The sequence below is a fragment of the Streptomyces sp. CBMA152 genome (assembly GCF_014596475.1).
GTDB lineage: Bacteria > Actinomycetota > Actinomycetes > Streptomycetales > Streptomycetaceae > Streptomyces.
The window spans coordinates 193,760-218,763 of record NZ_MECJ01000015.1 but is presented as its reverse complement, the minus strand read 5'-3'; the positions used below and the strand labels follow the sequence as shown (position 1 = coordinate 218,763).

Genomic DNA, 25,004 nt, shown 5'->3' with positions numbered 1-25,004 from the left:
CTCCTGATCATGTGAATCCCGCGGGCCGCCCCGCCCCCTCGCATCGGGGCGGCCCGCGTCCCTCCCGTCAGACCTCGCGCACCTCGAAGGCGTCGAGCACGAACTCCGCCGTCCCGTCGTCGCCGGCCTTGCGCAGCCCGACCCACGCCTCACCGGCCGCCGGAGCCGTGAACTCATAGGCGTACACGGTCGGTTCGTTCACCGTCGGGAGTGCTTCGCGGCTCAGCTCGCGCGTCGCCGAGCCGTCGTCGACGCCGGTGATCCAGGCGTACTGACCCGCCTTCTCGCTCTCGTACCGGAACGCGACGCGATAGCGCTTACCCGGGACGAACCGGACGGTGAACGGAACCGTCCGGTAGACCAGGCCGTCGTTCTCGCCACGCGACTTCAGCGACTGACCGCCGTCGATCACATCGTCGATCGCCTTGCCGTTCCAGCCGCGCTGGGTGTACGGCGCGTGCCGCTGCGCGATGTGCGTGCGCGGGTCGGTGGCGCCGCCCGCGTCGCCCTTGACGAAGACGCCCCAGCCCTGCGGCACGTTCTCGAAGTCCTCGTACGCGAGCGTGCCCGCCTTGGCGGTGCGGCGCGCGGCGACGATCCGTACGTTGTCGAACCGCACCCGGGCGCTCCCGGCCTCCGCACGCAAGGTCAGCTCGACCGGCCCGCCGCCTTCCGGGACGGTGAAGTACGTGAACATCCGCTGGAATCGGGTGCCGTGCTTGCGGTCGGCGGCCACGTAGTTGCCCGCCGTGGAGGCCCGCGTCCAGTTGCGCGCGGTGACGCCGTCGGCGGTGCGGACCTCCAGGGCCGCCGTGCGCCGCTCGTCCGCCCGCTCCCCCACCTCGACCTGCACGGACGCCGCGTACTGTCCGGGGGCGAGGCGGCTGAGGCGTTGGCCGACGGCGGCCGCCGCACCCGCGCCGATCACCAGCTCGTAGTCGCCGAGCTCGCTGCGGCGCACGGACGCGGGGCCGCTGACCGTCCAGCCGTCCAGGGAGCCGGAGTTGAAACCGGGGTCGTGCAGGGGGGTGCCCTGGCCCCAGTCGGGGCGGCGGGCGGTGACACGGTCGCGGTAGACGACGTACGGCTGGGCGGCCTCCGCGTCGACGGTGACGCTCCCGGCGCGGACCGGAAGATCGCGTACGTACACCCGGCCCTGGTCGGTCAGGCGGTACAGGGCCACCGACCGCGATCCGGCCCAGCCGCGCGGCAGGCGCCAACTCGTCGTCCCGCCAGCCGGGTTGTAGTGGTAGAGCTTCGCCGGATCCAGCGCGCTGCGGGGATCCCAGGGCAGCAGATAGGAACCGCCGTCGTACACCACGCGCGCGTCCGTGGTGATCCGGCGGACGCCGTCCGTGTCGGAGACGGAGGTGGCGGTCGGGCCGAAGAAGGTGATCTCGTGGTCGTTCCAGCGCCGGATCGGATACGCCTGGAGGTACTTGGCGGGCAGCGACTCGGTCCAGATCAGCCGGTAGAACGCCGTCCAGTCGGTCTTGCCGACCCAGCCCTCGAAGTTGCCCATATGGACATGACCGAGCAGGGTCGGCCATTTGTTGGCGAACACGTCCTTCTGGTGGTTGCGCAGGAACCGGATCAGCCGGGAGTTGATGCCGCGCGAGGTGTCGCCGCCGTAGTCGGTCTCGTTCGCCCAGTGCGACCAGAGCGAGGAGCGCTCCAGGCCGTGCCCCCACTCCGAGGCGACCAGCCAGCCCTGGTCGCGCAGGGCGCGCTGGAGGCGGTCGGAGGTCCAGCCGGACTCGCGGAAGACGTCGAGGTAGAGCGCGTTGAGGGCCGGGTCCGCGTCCCGGCGCAGCTGGGCGAAGCGCCGTGCGATGTCGCCGGAGACCAGGTCGCGGCGCTGGTCGATGCGGTACGACTGGTCGAGCCAGTCCCACTGCTGGTTCTTCTTGTCGACCAGCGTCTCGGAGAAGGCGTGGGCGACGGGGTACGACTCGGTGGCGTTGACGTGGACCGCGAAGTCGCTGTTCCACTTGCGGCCCTCGCGCACCAGGAAGTTGAGGTCCGCGAGGCCGCCCGCGCGTGCGTTGTAGTTGCCCGCGTAGTCGGGGTGGGCGGAGTCGTGGCCCTCGGACTGATAGCCCTTGAGCAGGGTGAACTGGCGCAGGCCGTCGGTGGCGAGCGAGATCCGCTTGACGTTGTCGAGGGTGGCGAGGAACGGGTTGGTCGCCTGTGAGGCGAAGTTGAAGGGGATGTGCGGGACGACGCGCAGATGCTGTTCGTCGGCGCCGAGCGGGGTCACCATGATCTCGCGCAGCGCGGTCGCCGCGTCCTGCCAGTCGACTGCGTTGCCGCCGCCCCGGCCCCTTGTGATGATCACGGTGGCGTACGGCAGTGGCTCGGTGGCCTCGACCGGGGCGGTCGCCGCGCGGTGCGTCCACTGGCCAGGGACGAGCTGTGCCGTGACGTGACCGTCCCGCTGCACCGTCCGGCGCCACAGCCGCCCGTTCTCCCAGGTGGTTCCGGCGGCGCTGTCGGGCTTGTCGTAGACGGTGTTGGTCTCGATCGCGCCGCCGAGGGTGTCGTGCGCGACGACGGCGTACGCGCAGCCGATGGGCGCGGGGTCCGGGGCGGTGTGTGGGGTGACCGTGACGAGGGTGTCGCCGCTCTTCGCCTTGTCCAGCTGGATCTTGGCGGCGAGCAGCGCGGCGCCGGGCTGGTCGTCGCGTACGGAGAGCAGGGCGAGGCCGGGGATCTGGATCGTGCCGATCCGTAGCGCGGGGGTGTCGTGGATGCGGGTGATCCGCCAGTGGACTCGTTGTCCGTCGACGCGGATGTCCGCGCGGATCTCGGTGCCGTTGTCGAACGCGAGCGTGTACGTGATGTGGTCGCGGGTCGGGTGGGCTGTGACGTGGGGGGTGTGGGGTGCGCCGTCGATGAGGACGTCCTGGACGGGGTCCTCCTGTCCGTACAGCCGGGCGCCGGTCATTCGGTCGGTGTACGAGATCACGCGGGGGAACGCGGGGTCGACGCGTACGTCCAGGTCGCGGGAGCGGATGACGCACTCTTCGGCCGCGCCGGCTGTGCCGGGTGCCCCGAGGGCGACCCCGGCCCCGGCCAGCGCGGTGGCCGCGACCACCGTCCTCCGCTTCGGTCCGCGTACTTCGGCGTCCACGCTTCCTCCTTGCGCCGGGGGGTCGGTGCGGTCACCTTGGGCCGGGGGGTGTGGGCGCGCCCATGGACAAAGGGGAGGGGGGTGTTGGACTTGTTCGTCCGCGGACCGTGGCTGGCTGATCGCGCAGTTCCCCGCGCCCCTATTCGCCGTGGGGGTTCCGTCGGTGCGTCAGTGCGCCTTGACGGTGGCTTGTCGCGCAGTTCCCCGCGCCCCTAAAGGCCTGTGGCCGAGCCAAGTTTCCGGGTGCGGCGGACTACCTAGGGGGCGCGGGGAACTGCGCGACAAGCCCCCACCGACCCGCACCCGAACTGACCGCGTGCTTTAGGGGCGCGGGGAACTGCGCGATCAGCCACCGGCGAGCCGCAGATGAATGACCGCCTCACTCCAGCGGCAGGACCGCCAGCACCAACCACCCGCCCTCCGGCGACGGGCCCGCCGTCAACTCGCCGCCCAGCGCCGTCACCCGCTCAGCCAGGCCGGCGAGGCCGAAGCCGTCGCCCCGGGCGGAGAGCGGGAGGCGGACCGCACGGGAGCCGTCGTCGGCGACGCGGACCTCCAGGCCGCCGTCGACCACGCGCAACCCCACCCGCACCGCACTCGCATCCCCCGCATGCTTGCGGACGTTCGTCAGAGCCTCACGCACCACGCGGTACGCGGCGGCCGCGATCTCGCCGGGCACACGCTCCTCCAGGCCGGGCTCGACGTGCAGGACGGCCGGCGGGCCCGCGAGGGAGAAGCGGTCGGCCAGTTCGCGGATCTGGGCGAGGCCCGCGACCGGCTCGGTCTCGGGGTCGCCCGCACGCAACACCCGCACCAGACGCCGCATCGCACTCAGCGCCTCACCCCCCGCCTCCTCGATCAGGCCGAAGGTCTCGGCGGCCCGCTGCCCCTCCACCGAGGTGAACCGGGCCGCGCGGGCCTGCACGACGATGCCGGTGACATGGTGGGCGATCAAGTCGTGCAGTTCACGCGCGAGTTCGATGCGCTCGGCCTGACGTACGGCCTGAAGATCGCGCACGCGCTGCCAGGACTGGGCGCGCAGCAGCAGCGAGTACGCGCTGACCACCACCGTCAGCACCGCGAACAGCAGGGTGAACCGGCCAGGCGAGGCATCCCGCACCGGCACCGCCGTACAGCCGAGCCCGAGCAGCGGGCCGAGGACGGCGGCGGTGCGCGAGGGCGCCCGCAGCAGCACCGCCGACAGCAGAACAAGCAGCGCCAACGCCTCGCCCATCCCCCAGACGATCTCCGGCCGGTCGAGGAACATCAGCCCCGTCGCGGTCCAGGTGACGGCCGCCGCGGCCCACGCCCGTACGACCAACGACACCCGGGGCCACGGCAGCGCGCACAGGCAGACCACCAGGCCCGAGGCCCAGACGATGGCGTGCGGCCGGGTGGGCTGGCGGGCAAGGGCCAGGCCCTCGAAGACCACCAGGCCGACGAGGACCGCGGCGAGCGCCACGCGGGCGGCCTCGGCCGCGTGCGGATGGGTGCGCAGCCAGGTGCGTACGGGGCTCACGCCGCGCCCGTGGCCAGGCCGCTCTCCCAGGCCCAGGCGGCGATCTCCACCCGGTTCCGGGCCCCGAGCTTGCCCTGCACATTGGCCAGATGGGTCTTCACGGTGGAGAGGGAGACGTACAGGTCGGAGGCGATCTCGGCGTTGGTGGCGCCGCGCGCCAGGCAGCGTACGACATCGCGTTCGCGCTCGGTGAGGGGTTCGGCGGGGCGGCGCACCGATCCGGTGGGCCGGGCGGTGGCGAGCTCCTTCAGGAGCCGGACGGTGATCGCCGGGGAGACCAGGGAGTCACCGGCGGCGGCCGCCCGGACCGCCTCGACCAGCATCTCGGGGCTGGCGTCCTTGAGCAGGAAGCCCGAGGCGCCGCCGTGCAGGGCGGCGTGGACGTACTCGTCCAGGTCGAAGGTGGTGACGATGACGATGCGCGGGCGCTCGCGGCCCGAGAGCCGCCGGGTCACCTCCAGGCCGTCGAGGCCGGGCATCCGGATGTCGAGGAGCAGGACGTCCGGGTCGAGCCGGTCGACCGCCGCGAGCGCGGCCGGTCCGTCCGGGACGTCGTCCAGGACCTCGATGTCGGACCGGCTCTCCAGGATCATGCGGAACCCGGTCCTGACCATCTCCTGGTCGTCCGCGATGACCACTGTGATCGGCATGTCCCTATATGACCAGGTTCGACCGGACGCCCGCAAATTTCCGGGCGTCCGGCCACAAAGGCGATCAGACCATCACAGCGTCGCGGCCGCCTGCGCTATGTCGGCGGCGAAGGTCGAGACCTCGCTGTAGACGCCGGGGTAGCCGGGCTCGGCGCAGCCCTGGCCCCAGCTGACGATGCCGACCTGGATCCAGGCGTTGGTGTTGTCCTTGCGGAACATGGGTCCGCCGGAGTCGCCCTGGCAGGTGTCGACGCCGCCCTGCTGGAGGTTGCCGGCGCAGATCTCGTCACCCGGGACGAGGTCGCCGCCGTACGCGGCCTGGCAGTCCGCGTCGGAGACGAAGGGGACCGTCGCCTTGTAGAGATAGCGCTGCTGGCCACCGCCCTCGCTGCGGGCGCCCCAGCCGGCGATGGTGAAGGTGCCGGTGTTGAACTCGGTGGTGGTGGCGATCTTCAAGGTCGGCTGACCGACCGGCTTGGCGAGCTTGATCAGCGCCCAGTCCTTGCCCTTGCCGTTGTAGCCGGGCGCCTGGAGCACCTTGGTCGACTTCACCTTGACGGCGCTGCCGCTCTGGAGGTCGACGACGCCCGTGGTGGCCGTGATGGAGGTGTCGTCGCCGGAGCCGTCCACACAGTGGGCGGCCGTGAGCACGATCTGCTGGCTGTAGAGGGCGCCGCCGCAGCCCATGGAGAGGCGGACCATGAACGGGAACTCGCCCTGGGCCGCGCGGGTTCCGCCGACGACGGGCAGGGGGGACGCGGTGGCGCCGGTGACGGGTTGCAGGGCGACCGCCGCGAGGGTGACCGCCGCGACGGCCACGCATCTCTTGAGCGCACGTACGAGGGTGTTCTTCAAGGGACTGCCTTTCGTGGGGGGTTGGTCGTTCCACACCCCGGCGCCACCCGGACCCGTTCACCACGGAACGCAGCACATGTCATGGGCGCGTCAAAGCGTGTCCGAGGATTATCCGGAGCCCGCCGTACCCGTTACAAGGAGCACTTTCCGGCCAGGTGTGCGAAACCCCCCGCCGGGCGACGATCGCCGTACAGTGGAGGCCGGTTCACCGTCGTACGGGGGTGCCAGCGTGTCCCACGAGAGCGCGGCCGGGTCCAGTCCGGTCGTCCACGGGTATCCGCACCTCGACACCGTGCGGGCGGCGATCACCGCACTGCACAAGCGGCTGTCGTACGACGGGCTCCAGTCGTACGCGACGAGCGTGCTGCCCGCCGACGTGGCCTTCGCCGACCAGGACGACCTGCATCTCGGGGCCCAGCGGGTGGCCCGGGCGCTCGTCCAGCACCTGCGGCTGCCGGAGGCCCGGATGATCGTGGGCTTCCGCGAGATGCAGCACGCGGCGGCGGTCGAACTCGCGGCGGGGCCGGAGTACTTCATCGAGCTCAACGACCGCTTCCGCCGCCACCGGCGGGACATCGGGGCGGCGCTCGCGCACGAGATCACGCATGTGCTGCTGCACCGGCTCGACCTCTCGTTCCCGGGCACGCGCGACAACGAGATCCTCACCGACACCGCGACCACCTATCTGGGCGCGGGATGGCTGCTGCTCGACGCGTTCCGGGAGGACGGGGTCTCCAGCCAGAAGCTCGGCTATCTCACGCCGGAGGAGTTCGGTTACGTCCTGGCCAAGCGGGCGGCCGCGTTCGACGAGGACCCCTCGCCGTGGTTCACCAGCCCGCAGGCGTACCCCGCGTACACGGCGGGCCTCGCCCTCGCCCGGCGCGACCTCCAGCAGCCGCCGCTGGTGGCGGCGGGCTGGGCGGGACGGCGGCGGTACGCCAAGGACCGCCGGTACGCGGGCGAGAACGGCGGCCTGCCGGCCGGGCCCACGACGGCGTACTCCTTCGAGAGCGACCGCGGGGAGCTGCGGGTCTGCTTCGCGTGCCCGACGTGTCATCAGCGGATCCGGGTACCCGTGCGGGGGCGCGTACGGGCGCGGTGCGGGCTGTGCCGCACGGTCCTGGAGTGCGACACCTGACGATGATCATGAACGGGGCTTTCGAACGTAAGGTCGACATATGGACCTGTTCGAGGCGGTACTGGCCGGTGACGACGACGCGGTGATGCGGGCGCTGCGGTCGGGGACGGCCGCGGAGAGCGTGGACGCGGAGGGCACGACCGCGCTCTATCTCGCCGCCGTCGAGAACCGGCCGGGCGCGGTCCGGCTGCTCCTCGCCGCGGGCGCCGACCCCGAACGCGCGAGCGGCCCGGACGTGTCGGACCTGCCGCTGTGCGGCGCGGCGTGCGGCGGCCACACCGAGGTCGCACGCTCCCTGCTCGCGGCCGGCGCCCACCCGGACCTCCGCGAGGCCTTCGGCTTCACTGCCATGACCTGGGCGGTACGCCTGGGCCACGCGGCCACAGCCGAGGCCCTGCTGGCAGCGGGCGCCGACCCGTCCCTACCGGGCCCGAACGGCGAACCACTCCTGGTCCTGGCGACCCGCCGAGGCTCCCTCCCCACGGTGCGCACACTGCTGCGATACGGCGCACCAGCACGCCGAGAGGCCCTGGCAGAGGCCCGGATCTGGCTCACCCGCGACATCGCCGACGAGCTTCGCCGACAGCTGGTACGGACATACGGCGAGGAGATGGAGACGGTCGTACGCCGGGTGGCAGACGAGAACGGCGTGACGATAGCGGCGGAGGCGAGGCGCGACGGCGTGACCTGGGCAACCGTGGACCAGCAAACCGCGCACGCAGAAATCGCCGCGGTCCTGGAAGCCCCTTAAGGGGCGCGGGGAACTGCGCGACAAGCCCCCACCGGCCCGCAGCCGACGAACGCACCCTCGACCTGGCCAAAAAGGCGCCAGCCGTCGCGGCTGAAAATCGCCCCCAACCCGCCGCCCACCAGAACCACCCCCGCCGCCCCCCGTTAACCGCCAGGCCACCCGTCACCCCCGTAATGAAGGAGTTGTCTGTACAACAGTTGGCTGTACAACTCCGTACGGCCTCGCCCCTCATGGAGCCCACGTGACGACCGCCCCCCGTATACGCCGCAACACCGGTATCGCCCTCGCGCTCACCGCATCCGCGTTCGCCCTCGCCGCGTGCGGCGCCAAGAGTGACGCCAAGTCCGTCGACTCGGCCGGGAAGGGCGGGCAGAACATCGCGACCGCCGGGTCCGCCAAGGACGCGGGCGGCATGGACGCGCTCGTCACCGCCGCCAAGAAGGAGGGCACGCTCAACGCGATCGCCATCCCCCGCGACTGGGCCAACTACGGCGCGATCATCGACGGGTTCAGCAAGAAGTACGGCATCAAGGTCGCCGTCGACAACCCGGACGGAACCAGCCAGGACGAGATCAACGCCGTCAAGACCCGCAAGGGCCAGGACCGCGCCCCCGACGTCCTCGACCTCGGCGCCTCCTTCGCGCAGGCCGCGGCCCAGCAGGGGCTGACCGCCCCGTACCGCGTCGAGGCGTACGACAAGATCGCCGAGGGCCAGAAGGACGCGCAGGCGCGCTGGTTCAACGACTACGGCGGCTATGTCTCCATCGGCTGTGACGCCAAGCGCGTCAAGGAGTGCCCGCAGACCTTCGCCGATCTGCTCAAGCCGCAGTACAAGGGCCAGGTCGCGTTGAACGGCAACCCCACCAAGTCGGGTTCGGCGTTCGCCGGTGTGTACGCGGCCTCGCTCGCGAGCGGCGGCTCGTTCGACGACATCCAGCCCGGCCTCGACTTCTTCGCCAAGCTGAAGAAGAGCGGGAACTACAACCCCGTCGAGTCCACCCCGGCCACCGTCGAGAAGGGCGAGACCCCGATCAGCATCGACTGGGACTACCTCAACTCCGGTTACGGCGAGGAGTTCAAGACCAAGGGTCTGGACTGGAAGGTCGCCGTGCCCACCGACGGCGTCTACGCCCAGTACTACTCGCAGGCCGTCAACAAGGACGCCCCGCACCCGGCCGCTGCGCGGCTGTGGCAGGAGTACCTGTACTCCGCCGAGGGCCAGAACCTGTGGCTGAAGGGGCACGCCCGCCCGGCGCTCATGACCGTCATGGAGCAGGACGGCACGCTCGACAAGGACGCGGCGGCGAAGCTCCCGAAGGTCGGGGGCACCCCGAAGTTCCCCAGCGAGCAGCAGACCGCCCGGGCGAAGACGGTCCTCGCCCAGGGCTGGGCCAAGGCGATTTCGGGCTGACTCCGTGACCATCGAGACCACCACCCCGGCCCGGGCCGCCACAACTGCCGTCACTAGCAAGGCAGTTACCAAGCAACGCCGCCTCCCCAGCTCCTGGTTCGCCGCCGTCCCGCTGCTACTCTTCGTCGCTCTCGCCTTCGGCCTCCCGGCGATCGCGATGCTCGACGGGGCGTTGACGGTGAACGGCTCGTACGGCCTGGCCAACCTGGACGCGTCCGTGCACGGCGCCTACCGCACCGCGCTGCTCGGCAGCCTGAAGCTCGCGGCCACCACCGCCGCGATCGGCTCGGTGCTCGGGCTGCTGCTCGCGCAGGCCGTCGTCGCCTCGCGCGGCCGGGTGCTGCGCGAGAGCGTGCTCACCGCGTCCGGCGTCCTCGCCAACTTCGGCGGTGTGCCGCTCGCCTTCGCCTTCGTCGCCACCCTTGGCAACGCCGGTGTGCTCACCACCCGCCTCGGGCTCGGCGACCACGGCTGGAGCCTCTACAGCTTCTGGGGCCTGGCGATCACCTATCTCTACTTCCTGATCCCGCTGATGGTGCTCACCGTGGCGCCCGCGCTCGACGGGCTGCGCCCGCAGTGGCGCGAGGCGGCCCTCAACTCCGGTGCGAGCACCTGGCAGTACTGGCGGCACGTCGGCATCCCGGTGCTGCTGCCGACCCTGCTCGGCGGGTTCGTGCTGCTCTTCGGCAGTGCCTTCGCCGCGTACGCCACGGCCGCCGCGATGGTCGGCAGCTCGGTGCCGCTGGTGACGCTCCAGATCGCGGACGCGCTCTCCGGCAACGTCCTGCTCGGCCAGGAGAACGTGGCGCTCGCGCTCAGCCTCGACATGGTCCTGGTCGCGGCCCTCGTCATGGCCGTCCACCTGCCCCTCCAGCGAAGGAGCGCCCGATGGCTCGCCTGACGCAGCCGCTGCGCCCGTGGCGCGGCGCGGTCCTCGGTGTGGCCGGGGTCTACTTCCTGGTCCCGCTGCTCGCCGCCGCGGTCTTCACGATCGACATCCCGAATCAGGGCCTGGCCCTCTCCTCGTACACCCAGATCTTCGCCGCCGACGGCTTCAGCACCGCGCTGCTGCTCTCCCTCGGCCTCGGACTGACCACGGTCGCGCTCGCGCTGATCCTGACGGTCCCGGCTGCCCTCGCGGTGCGGCTCTCGGGCTCGGGGCGGCTGCGGGCGGTCCTGGAGACGGTGTGCACGCTGCCGCTGGTGGTGCCGCCGGTGGCGCTGGTGGCCGGAATCGGGACGGTCCTGAAGTGGGGGCCCGACCACCTCTCCACCACCCCGCTGTACCAGACGTTCGTGGCCATCCAGAACCCCGACTTCCCCGTCATCCTGGTCCTGGCGTACGTGGTGATGGCGCTGCCGTTCGTCTACCGCTCCCTCGACGCGGGACTGCGCGCCGTCGACGTGCGTACGCTCGTCGAGGCCGCCCGGGACCTGGGCGCGTCCTGGCCGCGTGCGATCTTCTCGGTCGTGCTGCCCAATCTGCGGACCGCACTGCTCAACGCGTCGTTCCTGGCGCTCGCGCTGGTCCTCGGCGAGTTCACGGTGGCGCAGCTGCTCGGGTTCCAGCCGTTCGCGGTGTGGATCGTGCAGGCGTCCGGCTCCAACGCCCAGTTGTCCGTGGCCGTCTCGCTGCTCAGCCTGGTGCTGACCTGGGTGCTGCTGCTCGTCGTGACGGGCCTGGCCCGCACCCGCTTTCGTAACCCCATCCGTAAGAACAAGAAGGAGGCGGGCGCGTGACGATCACCGACGCACCTGCGCGCACCGGAACCGCCCTGAAGATCCGGGGGCTGCGCCGCACGTTCGGCTCCGCCGTCGCGCTCGACGGGCTCGACCTCGATGTCGCGCCCGGTGAACTCCTCGCCCTGCTCGGCCCGTCCGGCTGCGGCAAGACAACGGCGCTGCGGGTCCTGGCGGGCTTCGAGCGGCCGGACGCCGGGCAGGTGCTGCTGGACGGCGAGGACATCGTGCCGGTGCCGGCCAACCGGCGCGACACGGGGATGGTCTTCCAGTCGTACAGCCTCTTCCCGCATCTGACGGTGGCCGAGAACGTCGCCTTCGGGATGCGGATGCGCAAGGTCGCGGCGGCCGAACGGCGTTCGCGCGCCGCCGAGTTGCTGGAGCTCGTGGGCCTGCCCGACCACGGCGGCCGCTTTCCGCACCAGCTCTCGGGCGGTCAGCAGCAGCGGGTCGCGCTGGCCCGCGCACTCGCGCTTCAGCCCCGCCTTCTGCTGCTCGACGAGCCGCTGTCCGCGCTCGACGCCAAGGTGCGCGTCAGCCTGCGCGAGGAGATCCGCCGCCTCCAGCTGGAGCTCGGCATCACCACGGTGTTCGTCACGCACGACCAGGAGGAGGCGCTTTCGATGGCCGACCGGGTCGCGGTGATGCGCGGCGGACGGCTCGAACAGTGCGCCAGCCCGGCCGAGTTGTACGACCGTCCGGCGACGCCGTTCGTGGCGTCCTTCATCGGCACGATGAACCGCATCCCGGGCCGCCCGACGGCCGACGGACAGGCCGAGGTCCTGGGCGTCACACTTCCGGTGGACGGGCCCGTCTCCGGTGCCACCGAGTTCCTGCTGCGTCCCGAGGCGCTGGACGTCACGGAGGGCGGCCCGGACCAGGTGACCGGCAGCGCCTTCCACGGCGCGAGCACCCGGCTGCACATCCGGCTCGCGGACGGTACGCAGGTCAAGGCCGACCTTCCCTCGCACGCGGCGGGCGCGTTCGGTGCGGGCGCGGCCGTGACCGTACGGCCGCAGCGGCGTCCGGTGCTGGCGGCGGGTGAGGACGCGTGAGCGGGCTGCGGGCCGTCCTGTTCGACATGGACGGCACCCTGGTGGACACCGAGGCGGCCTGGGTCGAGGTCGTCGAGCAGGTCTCGGCCCGGCACGGTTACGTACTGGCCGGTGCGGGGCGGCGGGCGGTGTACGGGCGGTCCGTGGAGGACACGGCCGCGATGCTGAGCGAGCCGCTGAACGAGCAACAGGCCCTGCTGGCCGCCGAGTTGGGCGAGGGATTCGCCGCGCGGCTCGTGGACGGGGCCGAGCCCCGGCCGGGCGCGGTCCGGCTGCTTTCCGTGCTGCGCGAGCACGGGGTGCCGACCGCGCTGGTGTCGGCGTCGCCGCGCGCCGTGGTCGACAAGGTGGCGGCCTCGCTGGCCGGGCACCGCTTCGACGCGGTCTACGGCGCGGAGGACACCGCACGGACCAAGCCCGCGCCCGACCCGTATCTGGCGGCCGCGGCAGCCCTCGGCGCGGAGCCCTCGCGGTGCGTCGCCGTCGAGGACACGGTGACCGGTGTGACCTCGGCGGAGGCGGCGGGATGCGCGGTGCTCGCGGTGCCGTCCATGGAACCCATCGCGCCCGCGGCGGGCCGAACGGTGCTGGCTAGTCTGGAGGATGCGGATCTCGCGTTGCTCCGCTCGCTGATCCGCACCGGCTGACACATCCAGGGGGAGAACGTGGCAGGCAAGGCGCCGCTGTACCGGAAGGTGGCCGCCGATCTGCGGGCCGCCATCACCGCGGGCGAGTACGGGTCGGGGGCGCGGCTGCCCGCCGAGGACGAACTCGCGCGTACGTATGGGGTGTCCAGGGGGACGATCCGCCAGGCGCTCGGTGCGCTGCGGGCCGACGGCCTGGTGACCTCGCGGCGCGGTGCGCGGCGGGTGGTGCTCGGCGGGACCGGCGGGGCGCGGCTGCAGAGCTTCGAGGAGCTGCGGTCCTTCGCACGCTGGGCCCGCTCGCTGGGCGAGGTGCCGGGCGGCCGGACGGTCTCGGTGGACCCGGGCGAGGCGAGCGAGGAGGAGGCGTACCACCTGCGACTGCCGCTGGGAGAGCGGGTGTTCCGGGTGCTGCGGGTGCGTACGCTGTCCGGCTCACCGGTGATGGTGGAGCGCACCACGTACCCGGAGCGGGTGGGCGAGCTCGTGCTCGCGATGGACCCTCGACTCGCGTCGCACGCGGACGAGTTGGAGGCGCACGGAATACTCTTCGTCGACGCCCATCACACGATCGACGTGGTCCCGGCGGACGCGGCCGACGCGGAGTTGCTGGGCTGCGGGGCCGGGGAGGCCCTGCTCCGTGAACGCCGCCGCTCCACCGACCCGGCGGGGCTGCCGCTCGAATGGTCCCAGGACCGCTATCTCCCGGGCACGGTGGCGTTCACGGTGCGGAACTCGACCGGGTCGCGCGCGATGGGCAGGAGCCTCGGCGGCTCCTGACCATCGGCGTTTTCCGGCCGTGCGGATCTGTCGGACCCGGCGGATCTTCGGGCTGCGGCTCAGCAGCGGATCTGTCAGGTCCGACGGGTCTTCAGGCTGCGGCTCAGCAGCCGAAGTCGATCAGGTTGAACGTCGCGTAGTGGTCCGAGGTGTAGTAGTCCTCGTTGTCCTGCTCACCGGTGACGACGCGGCGGGTACCGCGCGTCGGAGCGCCGGGCGTCGTGACGGTGTACTCGTGGTAGTAGCCGCTCGACTCCGTCGGCAGCACGTGCTCGCGGTTGGTGAAGACGACCCCGTCCTGCGAGTACGGGAACGGGCCGCCCTGGGCGATCAGGTCGAGCGTGTCGTGCGCCTGCGAGGGCAGGGCGCCGTAGCAGATGCTGCCGGTCGACTGGGTGGACGCGGTGGCCGTCAGCGCGGACGGGCCGACGAGGAGGGTCGCGGCGAGGGCGGCGACGCCGCCGAGCGTGGCGAGACGCTTGCTTATACGCGGGGGGTTACTCATGCGTCACATGATGACGCGCGTAGAGCGGAGGTAGTCAACGCCAAAACCATTGAATTTCCCACGAGTTAACCTGCGGCACCCTGGTGTAACGGAGGCGTCCACCGCTATTTGTCACAAGGGGGATAATTTAGCCATTCTTTCGTTTCAGCAAACTAAGGAGTTGCTACTCTCCCCCGCATGGACGACAGCAACGGCACTGACCGCGCCAAGGCGGTCGAAGACCTTCTGAGCGTGGCGCGCGAACACAGCGGCGTCACGGTGATGTTCCACACCGCCGTCGCCGGAAAGCAAGGCCTCGGCGCCTCGGAGAGCAAGACGCTCGATCTGCTCGAACGGTTCGGCCCGCTCACCGCCAAGGACCTCTGCCAGCACACCGGCCTCGCCCCCGCCTCCGTCACCGGCCTCGTCGACCGCCTGGAGACCAAGGGCTTCGTGCGCCGCGCCAAGCATCCCACCGACAAGCGCCGGGTGCTCATCGAGATCCGCCGCGAGAACGTGGCCGGTCTCAAGCGGTTCTTCGTCGACTGGTCGAGCGAGATGGCCTCGTTCTGCGACGAGTTCACGACCGATGAGCTGAAGTGCGTCGTACGGTTCCTGGCCGGTACGAGCACGCTGCAACGGGAGGCCGCGACCCGGCTGACGTCGTAACCCGGCAACCTTCCGCCGCGAACCGTCCCCAGCCTCCCCTTCACCCCGCCCCGTACACAGCCCCCGGCGCCTGCGCCCGCTCCAGCAGTTCGCGTGCCGTCTCGCCCGCCTCCGCCGGGGTCCTACGGGCGCCCTTGTCCGCCGTCGGGCCCGGTCGCCAGCCCTCCATCACGGTGATCCGGCCCGCCTCGGCCTCGAAGACGCGGCCCGTGACGCCGTCGCTCGCGGCCGAGCCGAGCCAGACCACCAGGGGCGCCACATCCTCGGGCGCGGCCGCGAGATCGGCGAAGGCACGTTCCGTCATACGGGTGCGTGCCGCCGGGGCGATCGCGTTGACCTGGACGCCGTACCGGGCGAGTTCGGCCGCCGCGACCAGCGTCAGACCGACGATCCCGGCCTTGGCCGCCGCGTAGTTGCCCTGCCCGACGCTCCCCAACAGGCCCGCGCCGGACGTCGTGTTGACGACGCGCGCTTGCGGCCGTCGCCCCGCCTTGGATTCGGCACGCCAGTACGCGGCCGCCTCCCGCAGCGGCAGGAAGTGGCCCTTGAGGTGGACGCGCATCACGGCGTCCCAGTCGTCCTCGTCGAGGTTCACCAGCATCCGGTCCCGCAGGAAACCCGCGTTGTTGACGAGCGTGTCCAGCCGGCCGAAGGTGTCGAGCGCGGCTTCGACCAGTGAGGCCGCGCCCTTCGCCGTCGCGATGTCCCCGCCGTGCGCGACCGCCTCGCCGCCCGCCGCCCGGATCTCGTCGACCACGTGCCGGGCCGGACTGTCGGAGCCGGGGGTGCCGTCGAGGCCGACCCCGAGGTCGTTGACGACGACCTTCGCGCCTTCGGCCGCGAACGCCAGGGCGTGGGCGCGGCCGAGGCCCCGCCCGGCGCCCGTCACCGCCACGACCCGGCCCGCACTCATGCCTGTCATTTCAACTCCCTTTGTTTTGAGTGGTGTTGACCGTCGCCGCATCCAGGAACGCCGGGCGCTCGCCTCCGCCGTGGATCAGGAGGGAGGCGCCGGTGATGTACGAGGCCGCGTCGGAGGCGAGGAAGACGACGGCCGCGCCGACGTCGGAGGGCTCGGCCAGTCGCCCGAGCGGCACGGTCCGCTCCACGGCGGCAACCCCCTGGGCGTCCCCGTAGTGGAGGTGTGCGAGCTCGGTGCGGACCATGCCCAGGACCAGGGTGTTGACCCGCACTTCGGGTGCCCACTCGACCGCCATCGAGCGGGCCAGGCTCTCCACCCCGGCCTTGGCGGCGCCGTACGCGGCGGTCCCGGGCGAGGGGCGCGTACCACTGACGCTGCCGATCATGACGACCGAGCCACCCGACGTACGCAGGTACGGGTACGCGGCGAGGGAGGCGGTGAGGGGTGCGGTGAGGTTGAGGGCGATCACGCGCGCGTGGCGCTCGGCGTCGGATTCACCTTTGACTTCGCTTTCGCCGAGAAGCCGGTACGGCGTGCCGCCCGCGTTGTTGACGAGGAGGTCGAGGCGCCCGTACTCCGTCGCGACCGCGCCGAAGAACTCCCGTACGGCCTCGCCTTCGCGCAGGTCGACCGGGCGGAACTCGGCCTCGCGGCCCGCCGCTTGGATCGGTCGCTCGGGTGGGCGGCGGGCGCAGACCACGACGTCGGCGCCCGCCGCGAGGAGCGCCCGTGCGATGCCCGCGCCGACACCCCGGGTGCCCCCGGTGACGACCGCCGCCTTCCCGGCCAGCTCCATCCGCTGCTACCTTCCTTGCCTAACAAATGTTTGGTGGAAAGGTAGCTGATCCGCTCATGGGTGTCTCCACCACCGCCCCCGAAAAGGGGATTTCCGTCGTCACGGTCGACTTCCCGCCCGTCAACGCGCTGCCCGTGAAGGGCTGGTACGAACTGGCCGACGCCGTACGCGCCGCCGGGCGCGACCCCGGCGTCCGCTGTGTCGTCCTGGCCGCCGAGGGGCGCGGCTTCAACGCCGGGGTCGACATCAAGGAGCTGCGCCGCGACCGGGGCCACAGCGCCCTCATCGGCGCCAACCGGGGCTGCTACGAGGCGTTCTCGGCGGTCTACGAGTGCGAGGTGCCGGTCGTCGCGGCGGTGCAGGGGTACTGCCTCGGCGGCGGCATCGGCCTGGTCGGCAACGCGGACGCGGTGGTCGCTTCTCAGGACGCCACGTTCGGGCTGCCCGAGCTGGACCGGGGCGCGCTCGGCGCCGCGACCCATCTCGCCCGCCTGGTCCCCCAGCATCTGATGCGCGCGCTCTACTACACCTCGCGGACGGTCACGGCGGGGGAGCTGCACGCGCACGGCTCGGTCTGGAGGGTCGTCGAGCGCGCGGAACTCCCCTCAGCCGCACTGGATTTGGCGCGCGAGATCGCCCGCAAGGACGGCACGCTCATCCGGCTGGCGAAGGCCGCCATCAACGGCATCGACCCCGTCGACGTACACCGCAGCTACCGCTACGAGCAGGGCTTCACCTTCGAGGCCAACCTCAGCGGGATCGCCGACCGGCTCCGCGCCGACTTCGGCGGCGGGGAAGGAGGGGATCAGGCATGACCGACAAGACCATGACGCCCGACGAGGTGGCGGCGCGGCTGCGCAGCGGCATGACCGTCGGCATCGGCGGCTGGGGCTCGCGCCGCAAACCTATGGCGCTGGTCAGAGCGATCCTGCGGTCCTCCGTCACCGATCTGACCGTCGTCTCGTACGGCGGTCCTGACGTCGGACTGCTCGCCGCCGCCGGGCGCGTCCGCAAGCTGGTCGCCCCCTTCGCCACCCTCGACTCCATCCCCCTCGAACCGCACTTCCGCGCGGCCCGCGAGGCGGGCGCGTTCGAGCTGATGGAGATCGACGAGGCGATGTTCATGTGGGGGCTGCACGCGGCCGCCAACCGGCTGCCGTTCCTGCCCGTACGGGCGGGGCTCGGCTCGGACGTCATGCGGGTCAACCCCACGCTGCGCACGGTCACTTCACCGTACGAGGACGGCGAGACGTTCGTCGCGATGCCCGCGCTGCGCCTGGACGCGGCCCTGGTCCATCTGAACCGCGCCGACCGCCTGGGCAACGCGCAGTACCTGGGCCCGGACCCGTACTTCGACGACCTGTTCTGCGAGGCGGCGGCAGAGGCGTACGTCTCCTGCGAACGTCTGGTGGACGGTGGCTTCGCGGACGCCGTCCCGCAGACCCTCCTCGTCGGGCGCCACTCGGTCACCGGTGTGGTGGAGGCGCCCCACGGGGCGCACTTCACGTCCTGTGCGCCGGACTACGAGCGCGACGAGCCGTTCCAGAAGCTGTACGCGACGACGCCGTGGGAGGACTTCGCCGTGCGGTTCCTGTCGGGGCCGGACGAGAAGAGCTACCAGTCGGCCGTCCAGGCCTGGCACGAGGAGGTCCGGTGATCAGTCGCGCGGAGTACTGCGTGACCGCGTGCGCCGAGGCCTGGCGGGGCGACGGGGAGGTGCTGGCCAGCCCGATGGGCCTGATCCCGTCGATCGGCGCCCGCCTGGCACGGCGCACGTTCGCGCCCGACCTGCTGCTCACCGACGGCGAGGCGACGCTGGTGGGGGCGGACGGGGCAGCCGAGGGCTGGCTCCCGTACCGCCGTCATCTCACCATGGTCACCGGCGGCCGCCGGCACGTGATGATGGGCGCGAGCCAAATCGACCGGTTCGGCAACCAGAACATCTCCTGCATCGGCGACTGGGCGGCCCCGACGCGGCAGTTGCTCGGGGTGCGCGGAGCCCCGGTCAACACCCTCAACAACCCGGTGAGTTACTGGATCCCCAGGCACTCACCCCGGGTGTTCGTCCCGGCGGTCGACATGGTGTGCGGCGTCGGCTACGACCGCGCGGCCGCCGCCGGGGCGCGCTATCACCATATCCCCCGGGTCGTGAGCGACCTCGGCGTCTTCGACTTCGCGACGCCCGACCACTCGATGCGGCTGGCGTCGCTGCATCCGGGGGTGACGGTGGAGGAGGTGCGGTCGGCGACGGGTTTCGCGTTGGTGGTCGACGCCGAAGTTCCGTATACGCGTGATCCGACTGCCGAGGAGCTGCACTGCATACGAGAGGTGATCGACCCATCGGGTCACCGTGAGCGAGAGGTCCGGGCCGTCTGATGGAGACGGCGCTGACGGCGCTCGTCGGGGTGCGGCACCCGATCGTGCAGACGGGCATGGGCTGGGTGGCCGGGCCCCGGCTGGTGACGGCCACGGCCGAGGCGGGGGCGCTGGGCATCCTGGCCTCGGCGACGATGACCACGGACGCGCTGCGGGCGGCGGTACGGGAGGTCAAGTCCCGTACGGACGCGCCGTTCGGGGTCAATCTGCGGGCGGACGCGGGGGATGCGCGGGAGCGGGTGCGGATCATCGTGGAGGAGGGCGTGCGGGTGGCGTCCTTCGCCCTCGCCCCGTCGCGCGAGCTGATCGCCGAGCTGAAGGACGCGGGGGTGGTGGTCGTGCCGTCCGTCGGGGCGCGGCGGCACGCCGAGAAGGTCGCGGCGTGGGGCGCGGACGCGGTGATCGTGCAGGGCGGGGAGGGCGGCGGCCACACCGGCGAGGTGGCGACGACGGTCCTGCTGCCGCAGGTGGTGGACGCGGTGGACATCCCGGTGATCGCGGCCGGCGGCTTCTGCGACGGGCGCGGTCTGGTGGCGGCGCTGGCGTACGGGGCGGCGGGGGTCGCGATGGGCACGCGCTTCCTGCTGACCTCCGACTCTCCGGTGCCGGACGCGGTGAAGGCGCGGTATCTGGCGGCGGGGGTGGGGGATGTGACGGTGACGCGGGCGGTGGACGGCCTGCCGCACCGCATGCTGCGTACGGAGTTCGTGGCCTCGCTCGAACGGGCGGGGCGGGTGCGGGCGTTGACGCGTGCGGCTCGGCACGCTTCCGCCTTCCGCCGCGTGTCCGGCCTGACCTGGTCCCGGATGCTCCGGGACGGGCTCGCCCTGCGGCACGGCAAGGACTTGACGTGGAGTCAGGTGCTGCTGGCTGCCAATGTCCCGATGCTGCTGAAGGCGTCGATGGTGGACGGGCGGCCGGAGTCCGGCGTGATGGCGTCGGGGCAGGTGGCGGGGGTGATCTCGGATCTGCCGAGCGTGGAGGAGCTGGTGGGGCGGGTGATGGGGGAGGCGACGTCGATCCTGACGGCCTTGTCCCCCACCCCACCCCTTCCCTGAGCCCTCCGGGGGTGGGTGGGGGTTGAGGTGTGTTCCCGGGGGCTACGCCCCCGGACCCCGGACCCCTTTTGCCTGCGGACCGTGCTGGGTTGCTCGCGCAGTTCCCCGCGCCCCTAGGTAGTTAGGGGCGCGGGGAACTGCGCGCTCAGCCCCCACCGGGCCGCAGCCGAAGAACCCGGCCGCCCGCCAAGGGCTTTCGGGAAGGGGCGGGGTGGGGGAAGGGGCCGGGGGCGAAGCCCCCCGGCCTTACGCCGTCGCGCTGCGACGACCCCCGCCGCCCTGGGGACGGCCTCCGCGCCGGGGCGCACCGCCCTGGCCCGCGCGGCCGCCGGCCTGGGTGCGGGCACCACCGCTGCCGCCCGACGTGCGGGCACCACCAGTGCCACCCGAGGTGCGCGTACCACCCGTGCCACCCGACGTACGGGCGCCCGAGGCGCTGCGCGCACCACCCGAGCGGGAGCCACGGCTGCGGCTGCGGCTCGTCGACGGGGCCGGCTGGGCCGGGACCTCGATCACGACCGGGACGCCGGACGGCTCGCGAGCGCCCGTCACGCGTACCAGCTCCTCGTCGCTCGACTTGACCGCCGCCGTCTGCGGGCGGATCCCCGCGAAGGACATGAGGCGGGTCATCTCGCGCTTCTGCTCGGGCAGGACGAGGGTGACCACGCTGCCCGACTCGCCCGCGCGGGCCGTGCGGCCGCCGCGGTGGAGGTAGTCCTTGTGGTCGGTCGGCGGGTCGACGTTGACGACCAGGTCGAGGTCGTCGACGTGGATGCCGCGCGCCGCGACGTTCGTCGCGACCAGCGCGGTGACCTGGCCGTTCTTGAACTGCTCAAGCGTGCGGTTGCGCTGCGGCTGGGAGCGGCCGCCGTGCAGGCCCGCCGCGCGGACACCGCTGGCGAGCAGCCGCTTGACCAGCCGGTCCACCGAACGCTTGGTGTCCAGGAACATGATCACCCGGCCGTCGCGCGCCGCGATGCGCTCGGTGACGGCCTTCTTGTCGGTCTCGTCCTGGATGTAGAGCACGTGGTGCTCCATCGTCGTGACCGCGCCCGCCGAGGGGTCCACGGAGTGGACGACCGGGTCGGTGAGGAACATCCGCACCAGGCGGTCGATGTTCTTGTCCAGGGTCGCGGAGAACAGCATCCGCTGGCCGCCCGGCTCGACCTGCTTCAGCAGCGCCGTGACCTGCGGCATGAAGCCCATGTCGGCCATCTGGTCGGCCTCGTCGAGCACCGTCGTACGCACCTGGCCGAGCACGCAGTCGCCGCGCTCTATGAGGTCCTTGAGCCGGCCCGGCGTCGCCACCAGGACCTCGGCGCCGCGTCGCAGCGCGTTGGCCTGCTTGGTGAGGGAGAGACCGCCGACGACGGTGGTCAGACGCAGGTTGACGGCGGTGGCGTACGGCGTGAGCGCGTCGGTGACCTGCTGCGCGAGCTCGCGCGTCGGCACGAGCACCATCGCCAGCGGCGCCTTCGGCTCGGCACGGTGTCCGGCCGTACGGGCCAGGAGGGCGAGGCCGAAGGCCAGGGTCTTGCCCGAGCCGGTGCGGCCCCGGCCGAGGATGTCGCGGCCCGCCAGCGAGTTCGGCAGGGTGGCGGCCTGGATCGGGAACGGCTCGGTGACACCCTGCGCCGCGAGCGTCTTGAGCAGCGCCGCGGGCATGTCGAGGTCGGCGAAGGCGGCCACGGAGGGCAGCGCGGGCGTGACGGTCTCCGGCAGCGTGAACTCACCCTGCGGCTGTACGGTCCGGCCGCGCGCGGGCTTCGCGGCGGGCTTGCTGGAGCTGGAGCTGGGGCGCTTGCGGGAGGTCATGCGCGTCATACGGAGGGTGCCTTCCGGGGCCGGGGGACGGACAGCACGCAAGCCGGGACCCGCACCTGCGCGGTGCGGGTCCCGGCTAGCGGAATTCGCCGAAGATCAGGCGGGGAGGATGTTCTCCGCCTGCAGGCCCTTCTGGCCCTGGGTGACCTCGAAGGAGACCTTCTGGCCCTCGAGGAGCTCACGGAAGCCGGAGGAGGCGATGTTCGAGTAGTGGGCGAAGACGTCCGGGCCGCCGCCGTCCTGCTCGATGAAGCCGAAGCCCTTTTCCGAGTTGAACCACTTCACGGTGCCAGTAGCCATGTCATTCTCCTGAATAGGTAGGGGCCCCATCCGGAGAAAGCCGGAAAAACAATAAAACGCGCCTGATGGAGAAACATTCCCGTCAGGCGCACATAAAGTCTATGGGTACCAAAACTGCAACGGGGAAACTGTACCACGCCACCCCGTTCCGGCCAGGCTCGAACGTGTGGGCCGCACCACTCCCCCGTCCACCCCCTGACCTCCCGCTACAGCCGCTCGATGATGGTCACGTTCGCCTGTCCGCCGCCCTCGCACATCGTCTGCAGGCCGTACCGGCCGCCGGTGCGCTCCAGCTCGTGCAGCAGGGTCGTCATCAGCTTGACGCCGGTGGCGCCCAGCGGGTGGCCGAGCGCGATGGCCCCACCGTTGACGTTGACCTTCGCCGGGTCGGCGCCGGTCTCCTTCAGCCAGGCGAGCACCACCGGCGCGAACGCCTCGTTGATCTCCACCAGGTCGATCGCGTCGAGTGTCAGACCCGCCTTCTTCAGGGCGTACGCGGTCGCCGGTATCGGGGCCGAGAGCATCCGGATCGGGTCCTCGCCGCGTACGGAGAGGTGGTGGACGCGGGCGCGCGGGGTCAGCCCGTGCTCCCGTACCGCCCGCTCGCTCGCGAGCAGCAGCGCGGCGGCGCCGTCCGAGACCTGGGAGGAGCAGGCGGCCGTGATCGTCCCGCCGTCGACGACCGGCTTGAGCGCCGCCATCTTCTCCAGGCTCGTGTCGCGGCGCGGACCCTCGTCCACGGTCACGCCTCCGTACGGCACGGTCTCGCGCGTGAAGCGGCCCTCGTCGATCGCGCGGAGCGCCCGCCGGTGCGAGCCGAGCGCGAACTCCTCCTGGTCGCCGCGGGTGATCCGCCACTTCCGCGCGATCAGCTCGGCGCCGTGGAACTGGTCGACCGGCTGCCTCCCGTACCGTGCCCGCCAGCCCTCGGAGCCCGCGAACGGGCCCTCGGTCAGGCCCAGCGGCACCGCCGCCTGCCGGGAGGCGTAGGCGATCGGGATCATCGACATGTTCTGGACGCCGCCCGCGACCACCAGGTCCTGGGTGCCGGAGAGGACCGCCTGGGCGGCGAAGTGCACGGCCTGCTGGGAGGAGCCGCACTGGCGGTCGACGGTGACGCCCGGCACCTCCTGCGGCAGCCCGGCCGCCAGCCACGCCGTCCGCGCGATGTCCCCGGCCTGCGGCCCGACCGCGTCGAGGCAGCCGAAGACGACGTCCTCGACGGCGGCCGGATCGATTCCGGAACGCTGCACGAGCGCGGTGAGCACATGCGCCCCCAGATCCGCCGGATGGACGGCCGAGAGCCCGCCCCCGCGCCGCCCGACAGGCGTCCGCACCGCTTCGACGATATAGGCCTCGGACATTCCAACTCCCTTTATGGAGAGGTGAGTTATTCGCGTACGGCGATTCCGTCCAGCACCATCGACAGATACTGGCGGGCGATTTCCTCCGGGCTGTGCTGCCCGCCCGGCCGGTACCAGGACGCGGCGACCCACACCGTGTCCCGAACGAATCGATAGGTGAGCCGGACGTCCAGGTCCGCCCGGAACGCCTTCGCCTCGACCCCGCGCTCCAGCGTCCCCAGCCACGCCTGCTCGAATTTGCGCTGCGAGTCGGCGAGGTAGGTGAAGCGGGGCTGGACGGCGAGGTGGCGGGACTCCTTCTGGTAGATCGCGACGGCCGCCCGATGCCGGTCGATCTCCCGGAACGACTCGGTGACCAGGGCTTCGATGGTCTCCCGCGGCCCGAGCCCGGCGGCGAGCACCGCGTCGTACCCCTCCCAGAGCTCGGTCAGGAAGGTGGAGAGGATCTCGTCGAGCATCGATTCCTTGGAATCGAAGTGGTAGTAGAGGCTGCCCGCGAGCATGCCGGCCTCGTCCGCGATCCGGCGGACGGTGGTGGCGTTGTAGCCCTGGGCCGCGAACACCTCGGCGGCGGTCGCGAGGAGTTCCCCGCGCCGCTCGGGCGAGGCGGTCACCTGCTGCTTCTTGTTCTTCGGCACGGGTCCATTGTGGTCCTGGGCGGCGCTAGGGGTGTTGGCTGCTGACCGCGACGACTTCGCCCGTCATGTACGACGAGTAGTCGCTGGCCAGGAAGACGATCACGTTCGCCACCTCCCACGGCTCGGCGTACCGTCCGAACGCCTCCCTGGCGGTCAGCTCCGCCAGCAGTTCGGCGGTGGTGACCTTCGCGAGGTGGGGGTGCATGGCGAGCGACGGCGAGACCGCGTTGACCCGTACTCCGTACGCGGCCGCCTCGATCGCTGCGCAGCGGGTGAGCGCCATGACGCCCGCCTTGGCGGCGGCGTAGTGGGCCTGCCCGGCCTGGGCGCGCCAGCCGACGACGGACGCGTTGTTGACGATCACGCCGCCGTGCCCGGAGTCGCGGAACGCGCGCAGGGCCGCCCTGGTGCACCGGAAGGTGCCGTTGAGGGTGACGTCGAGGACGCGGTCCCACTGCTCGTCACTCATGTCGACGAGCTCCGCCGTGCCGCCCAGGCCCGCGTTGTTGACGACGACGTCGAGGCGGCCGTGCAGCCGTACGGCCTCGTCGAACAGGGCGCGTACCTGCGTCTCGTCGGTGACGTCGCAGGTCAGCGAGGCCACCGCGGCGCTGCCGAACTCTGCCGCGAGGGCCTGCTCGGTCTCCTTGAGGCGGCGGGCGTGTACGTCGCCGAGCAGCACCCGTGCGCCCTCCTCCAGGAATCTGCGGGCGGTCGCGCCGCCGATCCCGGCCCCGGCGGCGGCGGTGACCACGGCGCTGCGGCCGTCGAGGAGGCCGTGCCCGGGCACGTACGCGACCTTGTTCCGAACCTCGTTCCGCACCTTGTTGTCGGTCACGGCCGCAGGCTAACCTACCAAACACTTGTTAGGGAAGCCGGTTGCCCGGTCGGCAGTCA

Annotated in this window: 25 protein-coding genes; 13 read left to right on the top strand and 12 right to left on the bottom strand. The window is 71.8% G+C overall.

The features are described from left to right. Positions 1 to 67 precede the first annotated feature (67 nt). From BG418_RS14315 to BG418_RS14300, 4 genes are all read right to left on the bottom strand, one after another. On the bottom strand, positions 68 to 3,133 hold the full coding sequence (locus tag BG418_RS14315) for an endo-alpha-N-acetylgalactosaminidase family protein (protein ID WP_188274202.1): 3,066 nt from the start codon (positions 3,131 to 3,133) through the stop codon (positions 68 to 70). A 379-nt stretch (positions 3,134 to 3,512) separates the two neighbouring features. Further along, on the bottom strand, positions 3,513 to 4,652 hold the full coding sequence (locus tag BG418_RS14310; RefSeq protein WP_188274201.1) for a histidine kinase: 1,140 nt from the start codon (positions 4,650 to 4,652) through the stop codon (positions 3,513 to 3,515). Continuing rightward, entirely contained in the window at positions 4,649 to 5,302 is a 654-nt protein-coding gene (locus BG418_RS14305; RefSeq protein ID WP_188274200.1) for a response regulator transcription factor, read from the bottom strand. Before BG418_RS14305 ends, BG418_RS14310 begins: the two co-directional genes overlap by 4 nt. A gap of 72 nt (positions 5,303 to 5,374) precedes the next feature. Then, positions 5,375 to 6,157: a trypsin-like serine protease gene (locus tag BG418_RS14300; protein ID WP_188274199.1), complete on the bottom strand. Its 783-nt coding sequence runs from the start codon at positions 6,155 to 6,157 to the stop codon at positions 5,375 to 5,377. A 229-nt stretch (positions 6,158 to 6,386) separates the two neighbouring features. Between BG418_RS14300 and BG418_RS14295 the strand changes: the two genes are divergently transcribed. The 8 genes from BG418_RS14295 to BG418_RS14260 all read left to right on the top strand — a co-directional run bounded on the left by BG418_RS14295 (position 6,387) and on the right by BG418_RS14260 (position 13,676). Continuing rightward, positions 6,387 to 7,295, top strand: coding sequence for a hypothetical protein (locus BG418_RS14295; protein WP_188274198.1), 909 nt, complete (start codon positions 6,387 to 6,389; stop codon positions 7,293 to 7,295). A gap of 40 nt (positions 7,296 to 7,335) precedes the next feature. After that, complete coding sequence (locus BG418_RS14290) at positions 7,336 to 8,046, top strand: ankyrin repeat domain-containing protein (RefSeq protein ID WP_188274197.1); 711 nt, start codon at positions 7,336 to 7,338, stop codon at positions 8,044 to 8,046. A gap of 241 nt (positions 8,047 to 8,287) precedes the next feature. Further along, positions 8,288 to 9,457, top strand: coding sequence for an extracellular solute-binding protein (locus BG418_RS14285; protein ID WP_317453652.1), 1,170 nt, complete (start codon positions 8,288 to 8,290; stop codon positions 9,455 to 9,457). Positions 9,458 to 9,467: 10 nt separating this feature from the next. Continuing rightward, positions 9,468 to 10,358 carry an ABC transporter permease subunit gene (locus tag BG418_RS14280; RefSeq protein WP_188274497.1) on the top strand — a complete coding sequence of 297 codons (891 nt, stop codon included), beginning with the start codon at positions 9,468 to 9,470 and terminating at the stop codon, positions 10,356 to 10,358. Beyond that, positions 10,346 to 11,197 (top strand): ABC transporter permease, encoded by an 852-nt coding sequence (locus BG418_RS14275; protein ID WP_188274196.1) that lies wholly within the window; start codon positions 10,346 to 10,348, stop codon positions 11,195 to 11,197. Before BG418_RS14280 ends, BG418_RS14275 begins: the two co-directional genes overlap by 13 nt. Beyond that, on the top strand, positions 11,194 to 12,252 hold the full coding sequence (locus BG418_RS14270) for an ABC transporter ATP-binding protein (RefSeq protein WP_188274195.1): 1,059 nt from the start codon (positions 11,194 to 11,196) through the stop codon (positions 12,250 to 12,252). Before BG418_RS14275 ends, BG418_RS14270 begins: the two co-directional genes overlap by 4 nt. Beyond that, positions 12,249 to 12,899 (top strand): HAD family phosphatase, encoded by a 651-nt coding sequence (locus BG418_RS14265; protein ID WP_317453651.1) that lies wholly within the window; start codon positions 12,249 to 12,251, stop codon positions 12,897 to 12,899. Before BG418_RS14270 ends, BG418_RS14265 begins: the two co-directional genes overlap by 4 nt. A gap of 18 nt (positions 12,900 to 12,917) precedes the next feature. Beyond that, positions 12,918 to 13,676: a GntR family transcriptional regulator gene (locus BG418_RS14260; RefSeq protein ID WP_188274194.1), complete on the top strand. Its 759-nt coding sequence runs from the start codon at positions 12,918 to 12,920 to the stop codon at positions 13,674 to 13,676. A 103-nt stretch (positions 13,677 to 13,779) separates the two neighbouring features. On the opposite strand, the gene BG418_RS14255 is transcribed toward BG418_RS14260, so the two are convergent. Continuing rightward, positions 13,780 to 14,181, bottom strand: coding sequence for a ribonuclease domain-containing protein (locus tag BG418_RS14255; RefSeq protein WP_188274193.1), 402 nt, complete (start codon positions 14,179 to 14,181; stop codon positions 13,780 to 13,782). A 177-nt stretch (positions 14,182 to 14,358) separates the two neighbouring features. On the opposite strand from BG418_RS14255, the gene BG418_RS14250 reads away from it, so the two are divergent. After that, positions 14,359 to 14,829 (top strand): MarR family winged helix-turn-helix transcriptional regulator, encoded by a 471-nt coding sequence (locus tag BG418_RS14250; RefSeq protein WP_188274192.1) that lies wholly within the window; start codon positions 14,359 to 14,361, stop codon positions 14,827 to 14,829. Between the two features lie 40 nt (positions 14,830 to 14,869). Here BG418_RS14250 and BG418_RS14245 read toward each other — a convergent pair whose 3' ends face one another. Then, positions 14,870 to 15,751: an SDR family oxidoreductase gene (locus BG418_RS14245; protein ID WP_188274191.1), complete on the bottom strand. Its 882-nt coding sequence runs from the start codon at positions 15,749 to 15,751 to the stop codon at positions 14,870 to 14,872. A gap of 1 nt (position 15,752) precedes the next feature. Continuing rightward, positions 15,753 to 16,547 carry an SDR family oxidoreductase gene (locus BG418_RS14240; RefSeq protein WP_188274190.1) on the bottom strand — a complete coding sequence of 265 codons (795 nt, stop codon included), beginning with the start codon at positions 16,545 to 16,547 and terminating at the stop codon, positions 15,753 to 15,755. 56 nt (positions 16,548 to 16,603) lie between these two features. Here BG418_RS14240 and BG418_RS14235 point away from each other — a divergent pair, with 56 nt between their 5' ends. From BG418_RS14235 to BG418_RS14220, 4 genes are read left to right on the top strand one after another with little or no spacing between them, the layout of a single operon-like run. Beyond that, the gene (locus BG418_RS14235) at positions 16,604 to 17,362 is read left to right on the top strand and encodes an enoyl-CoA hydratase family protein (protein WP_188274189.1); all 759 of its coding nucleotides are present in this window, start codon (positions 16,604 to 16,606) and stop codon (positions 17,360 to 17,362) included. After that, positions 17,359 to 18,204, top strand: coding sequence for a CoA transferase subunit A (locus BG418_RS14230; protein ID WP_188274188.1), 846 nt, complete (start codon positions 17,359 to 17,361; stop codon positions 18,202 to 18,204). The genes BG418_RS14235 and BG418_RS14230 overlap by 4 nt, the downstream gene beginning before the upstream one ends. Continuing rightward, a complete protein-coding gene (locus BG418_RS14225; protein ID WP_188274187.1) occupies positions 18,201 to 18,923 on the top strand; it encodes a CoA-transferase in 723 nt (240 codons plus the stop codon). The genes BG418_RS14230 and BG418_RS14225 overlap by 4 nt, the downstream gene beginning before the upstream one ends. After that, positions 18,923 to 19,981, top strand: a complete 1,059-nt coding sequence (locus BG418_RS14220; RefSeq protein ID WP_188274186.1) for a nitronate monooxygenase family protein — start codon at positions 18,923 to 18,925, stop codon at positions 19,979 to 19,981. The genes BG418_RS14225 and BG418_RS14220 overlap by 1 nt, the downstream gene beginning before the upstream one ends. A 246-nt stretch (positions 19,982 to 20,227) precedes the next feature. Here the strand turns inward: BG418_RS14220 and BG418_RS14215 are convergent, their stop codons facing one another. The 5 genes from BG418_RS14215 to BG418_RS14195 all read right to left on the bottom strand — a co-directional run bounded on the left by BG418_RS14215 (position 20,228) and on the right by BG418_RS14195 (position 24,945). Beyond that, complete coding sequence (locus tag BG418_RS14215; RefSeq protein ID WP_223184800.1) at positions 20,228 to 21,796, bottom strand: DEAD/DEAH box helicase; 1,569 nt, start codon at positions 21,794 to 21,796, stop codon at positions 20,228 to 20,230. A gap of 105 nt (positions 21,797 to 21,901) precedes the next feature. Further along, entirely contained in the window at positions 21,902 to 22,105 is a 204-nt protein-coding gene (locus BG418_RS14210; protein WP_053727847.1) for a cold-shock protein, read from the bottom strand. Between the two features lie 206 nt (positions 22,106 to 22,311). Then, positions 22,312 to 23,469 carry an acetyl-CoA C-acetyltransferase gene (locus tag BG418_RS14205; protein WP_188274184.1) on the bottom strand — a complete coding sequence of 386 codons (1,158 nt, stop codon included), beginning with the start codon at positions 23,467 to 23,469 and terminating at the stop codon, positions 22,312 to 22,314. 26 nt (positions 23,470 to 23,495) lie between these two features. Then, positions 23,496 to 24,107, bottom strand: coding sequence for a TetR family transcriptional regulator (locus BG418_RS14200; protein ID WP_188274183.1), 612 nt, complete (start codon positions 24,105 to 24,107; stop codon positions 23,496 to 23,498). 25 nt (positions 24,108 to 24,132) lie between these two features. Then, on the bottom strand, positions 24,133 to 24,945 hold the full coding sequence (locus BG418_RS14195; RefSeq protein WP_317453650.1) for an SDR family oxidoreductase: 813 nt from the start codon (positions 24,943 to 24,945) through the stop codon (positions 24,133 to 24,135). Positions 24,946 to 25,004: the final 59 nt, after the last annotated feature.

Excerpts from the sequence above, each read along its gene's own strand:
- BG418_RS14210 (WP_053727847.1), bottom strand. The coding sequence starts at position 22,105 with ATGGCTACTGGCACCGTGAAGTGGTTCAACTCGGAAAAGGGCTTCGGC.
- BG418_RS14250 (WP_188274192.1), top strand. The coding sequence starts at position 14,359 with ATGGACGACAGCAACGGCACTGACCGCGCCAAGGCGGTCGAAGACCTT.
- BG418_RS14230 (WP_188274188.1), top strand. The coding sequence starts at position 17,359 with ATGACCGACAAGACCATGACGCCCGACGAGGTGGCGGCGCGGCTGCGC.
- BG418_RS14305 (WP_188274200.1), bottom strand. The coding sequence starts at position 5,302 with ATGCCGATCACAGTGGTCATCGCGGACGACCAGGAGATGGTCAGGACC.
- BG418_RS14205 (WP_188274184.1), bottom strand. The coding sequence starts at position 23,469 with ATGTCCGAGGCCTATATCGTCGAAGCGGTGCGGACGCCTGTCGGGCGG.
- BG418_RS14245 (WP_188274191.1), bottom strand. The coding sequence starts at position 15,751 with ATGACAGGCATGAGTGCGGGCCGGGTCGTGGCGGTGACGGGCGCCGGG.
- BG418_RS14240 (WP_188274190.1), bottom strand. The coding sequence starts at position 16,547 with ATGGAGCTGGCCGGGAAGGCGGCGGTCGTCACCGGGGGCACCCGGGGT.
- BG418_RS14275 (WP_188274196.1), top strand. The coding sequence starts at position 10,346 with ATGGCTCGCCTGACGCAGCCGCTGCGCCCGTGGCGCGGCGCGGTCCTC.
- BG418_RS14255 (WP_188274193.1), bottom strand. The coding sequence starts at position 14,181 with ATGAGTAACCCCCCGCGTATAAGCAAGCGTCTCGCCACGCTCGGCGGC.
- BG418_RS14215 (WP_223184800.1), bottom strand. The coding sequence starts at position 21,796 with ATGACCTCCCGCAAGCGCCCCAGCTCCAGCTCCAGCAAGCCCGCCGCG.
- BG418_RS14220 (WP_188274186.1), top strand. The coding sequence starts at position 18,923 with ATGGAGACGGCGCTGACGGCGCTCGTCGGGGTGCGGCACCCGATCGTG.
- BG418_RS14235 (WP_188274189.1), top strand. The coding sequence starts at position 16,604 with ATGGGTGTCTCCACCACCGCCCCCGAAAAGGGGATTTCCGTCGTCACG.
- BG418_RS14290 (WP_188274197.1), top strand. The coding sequence starts at position 7,336 with ATGGACCTGTTCGAGGCGGTACTGGCCGGTGACGACGACGCGGTGATG.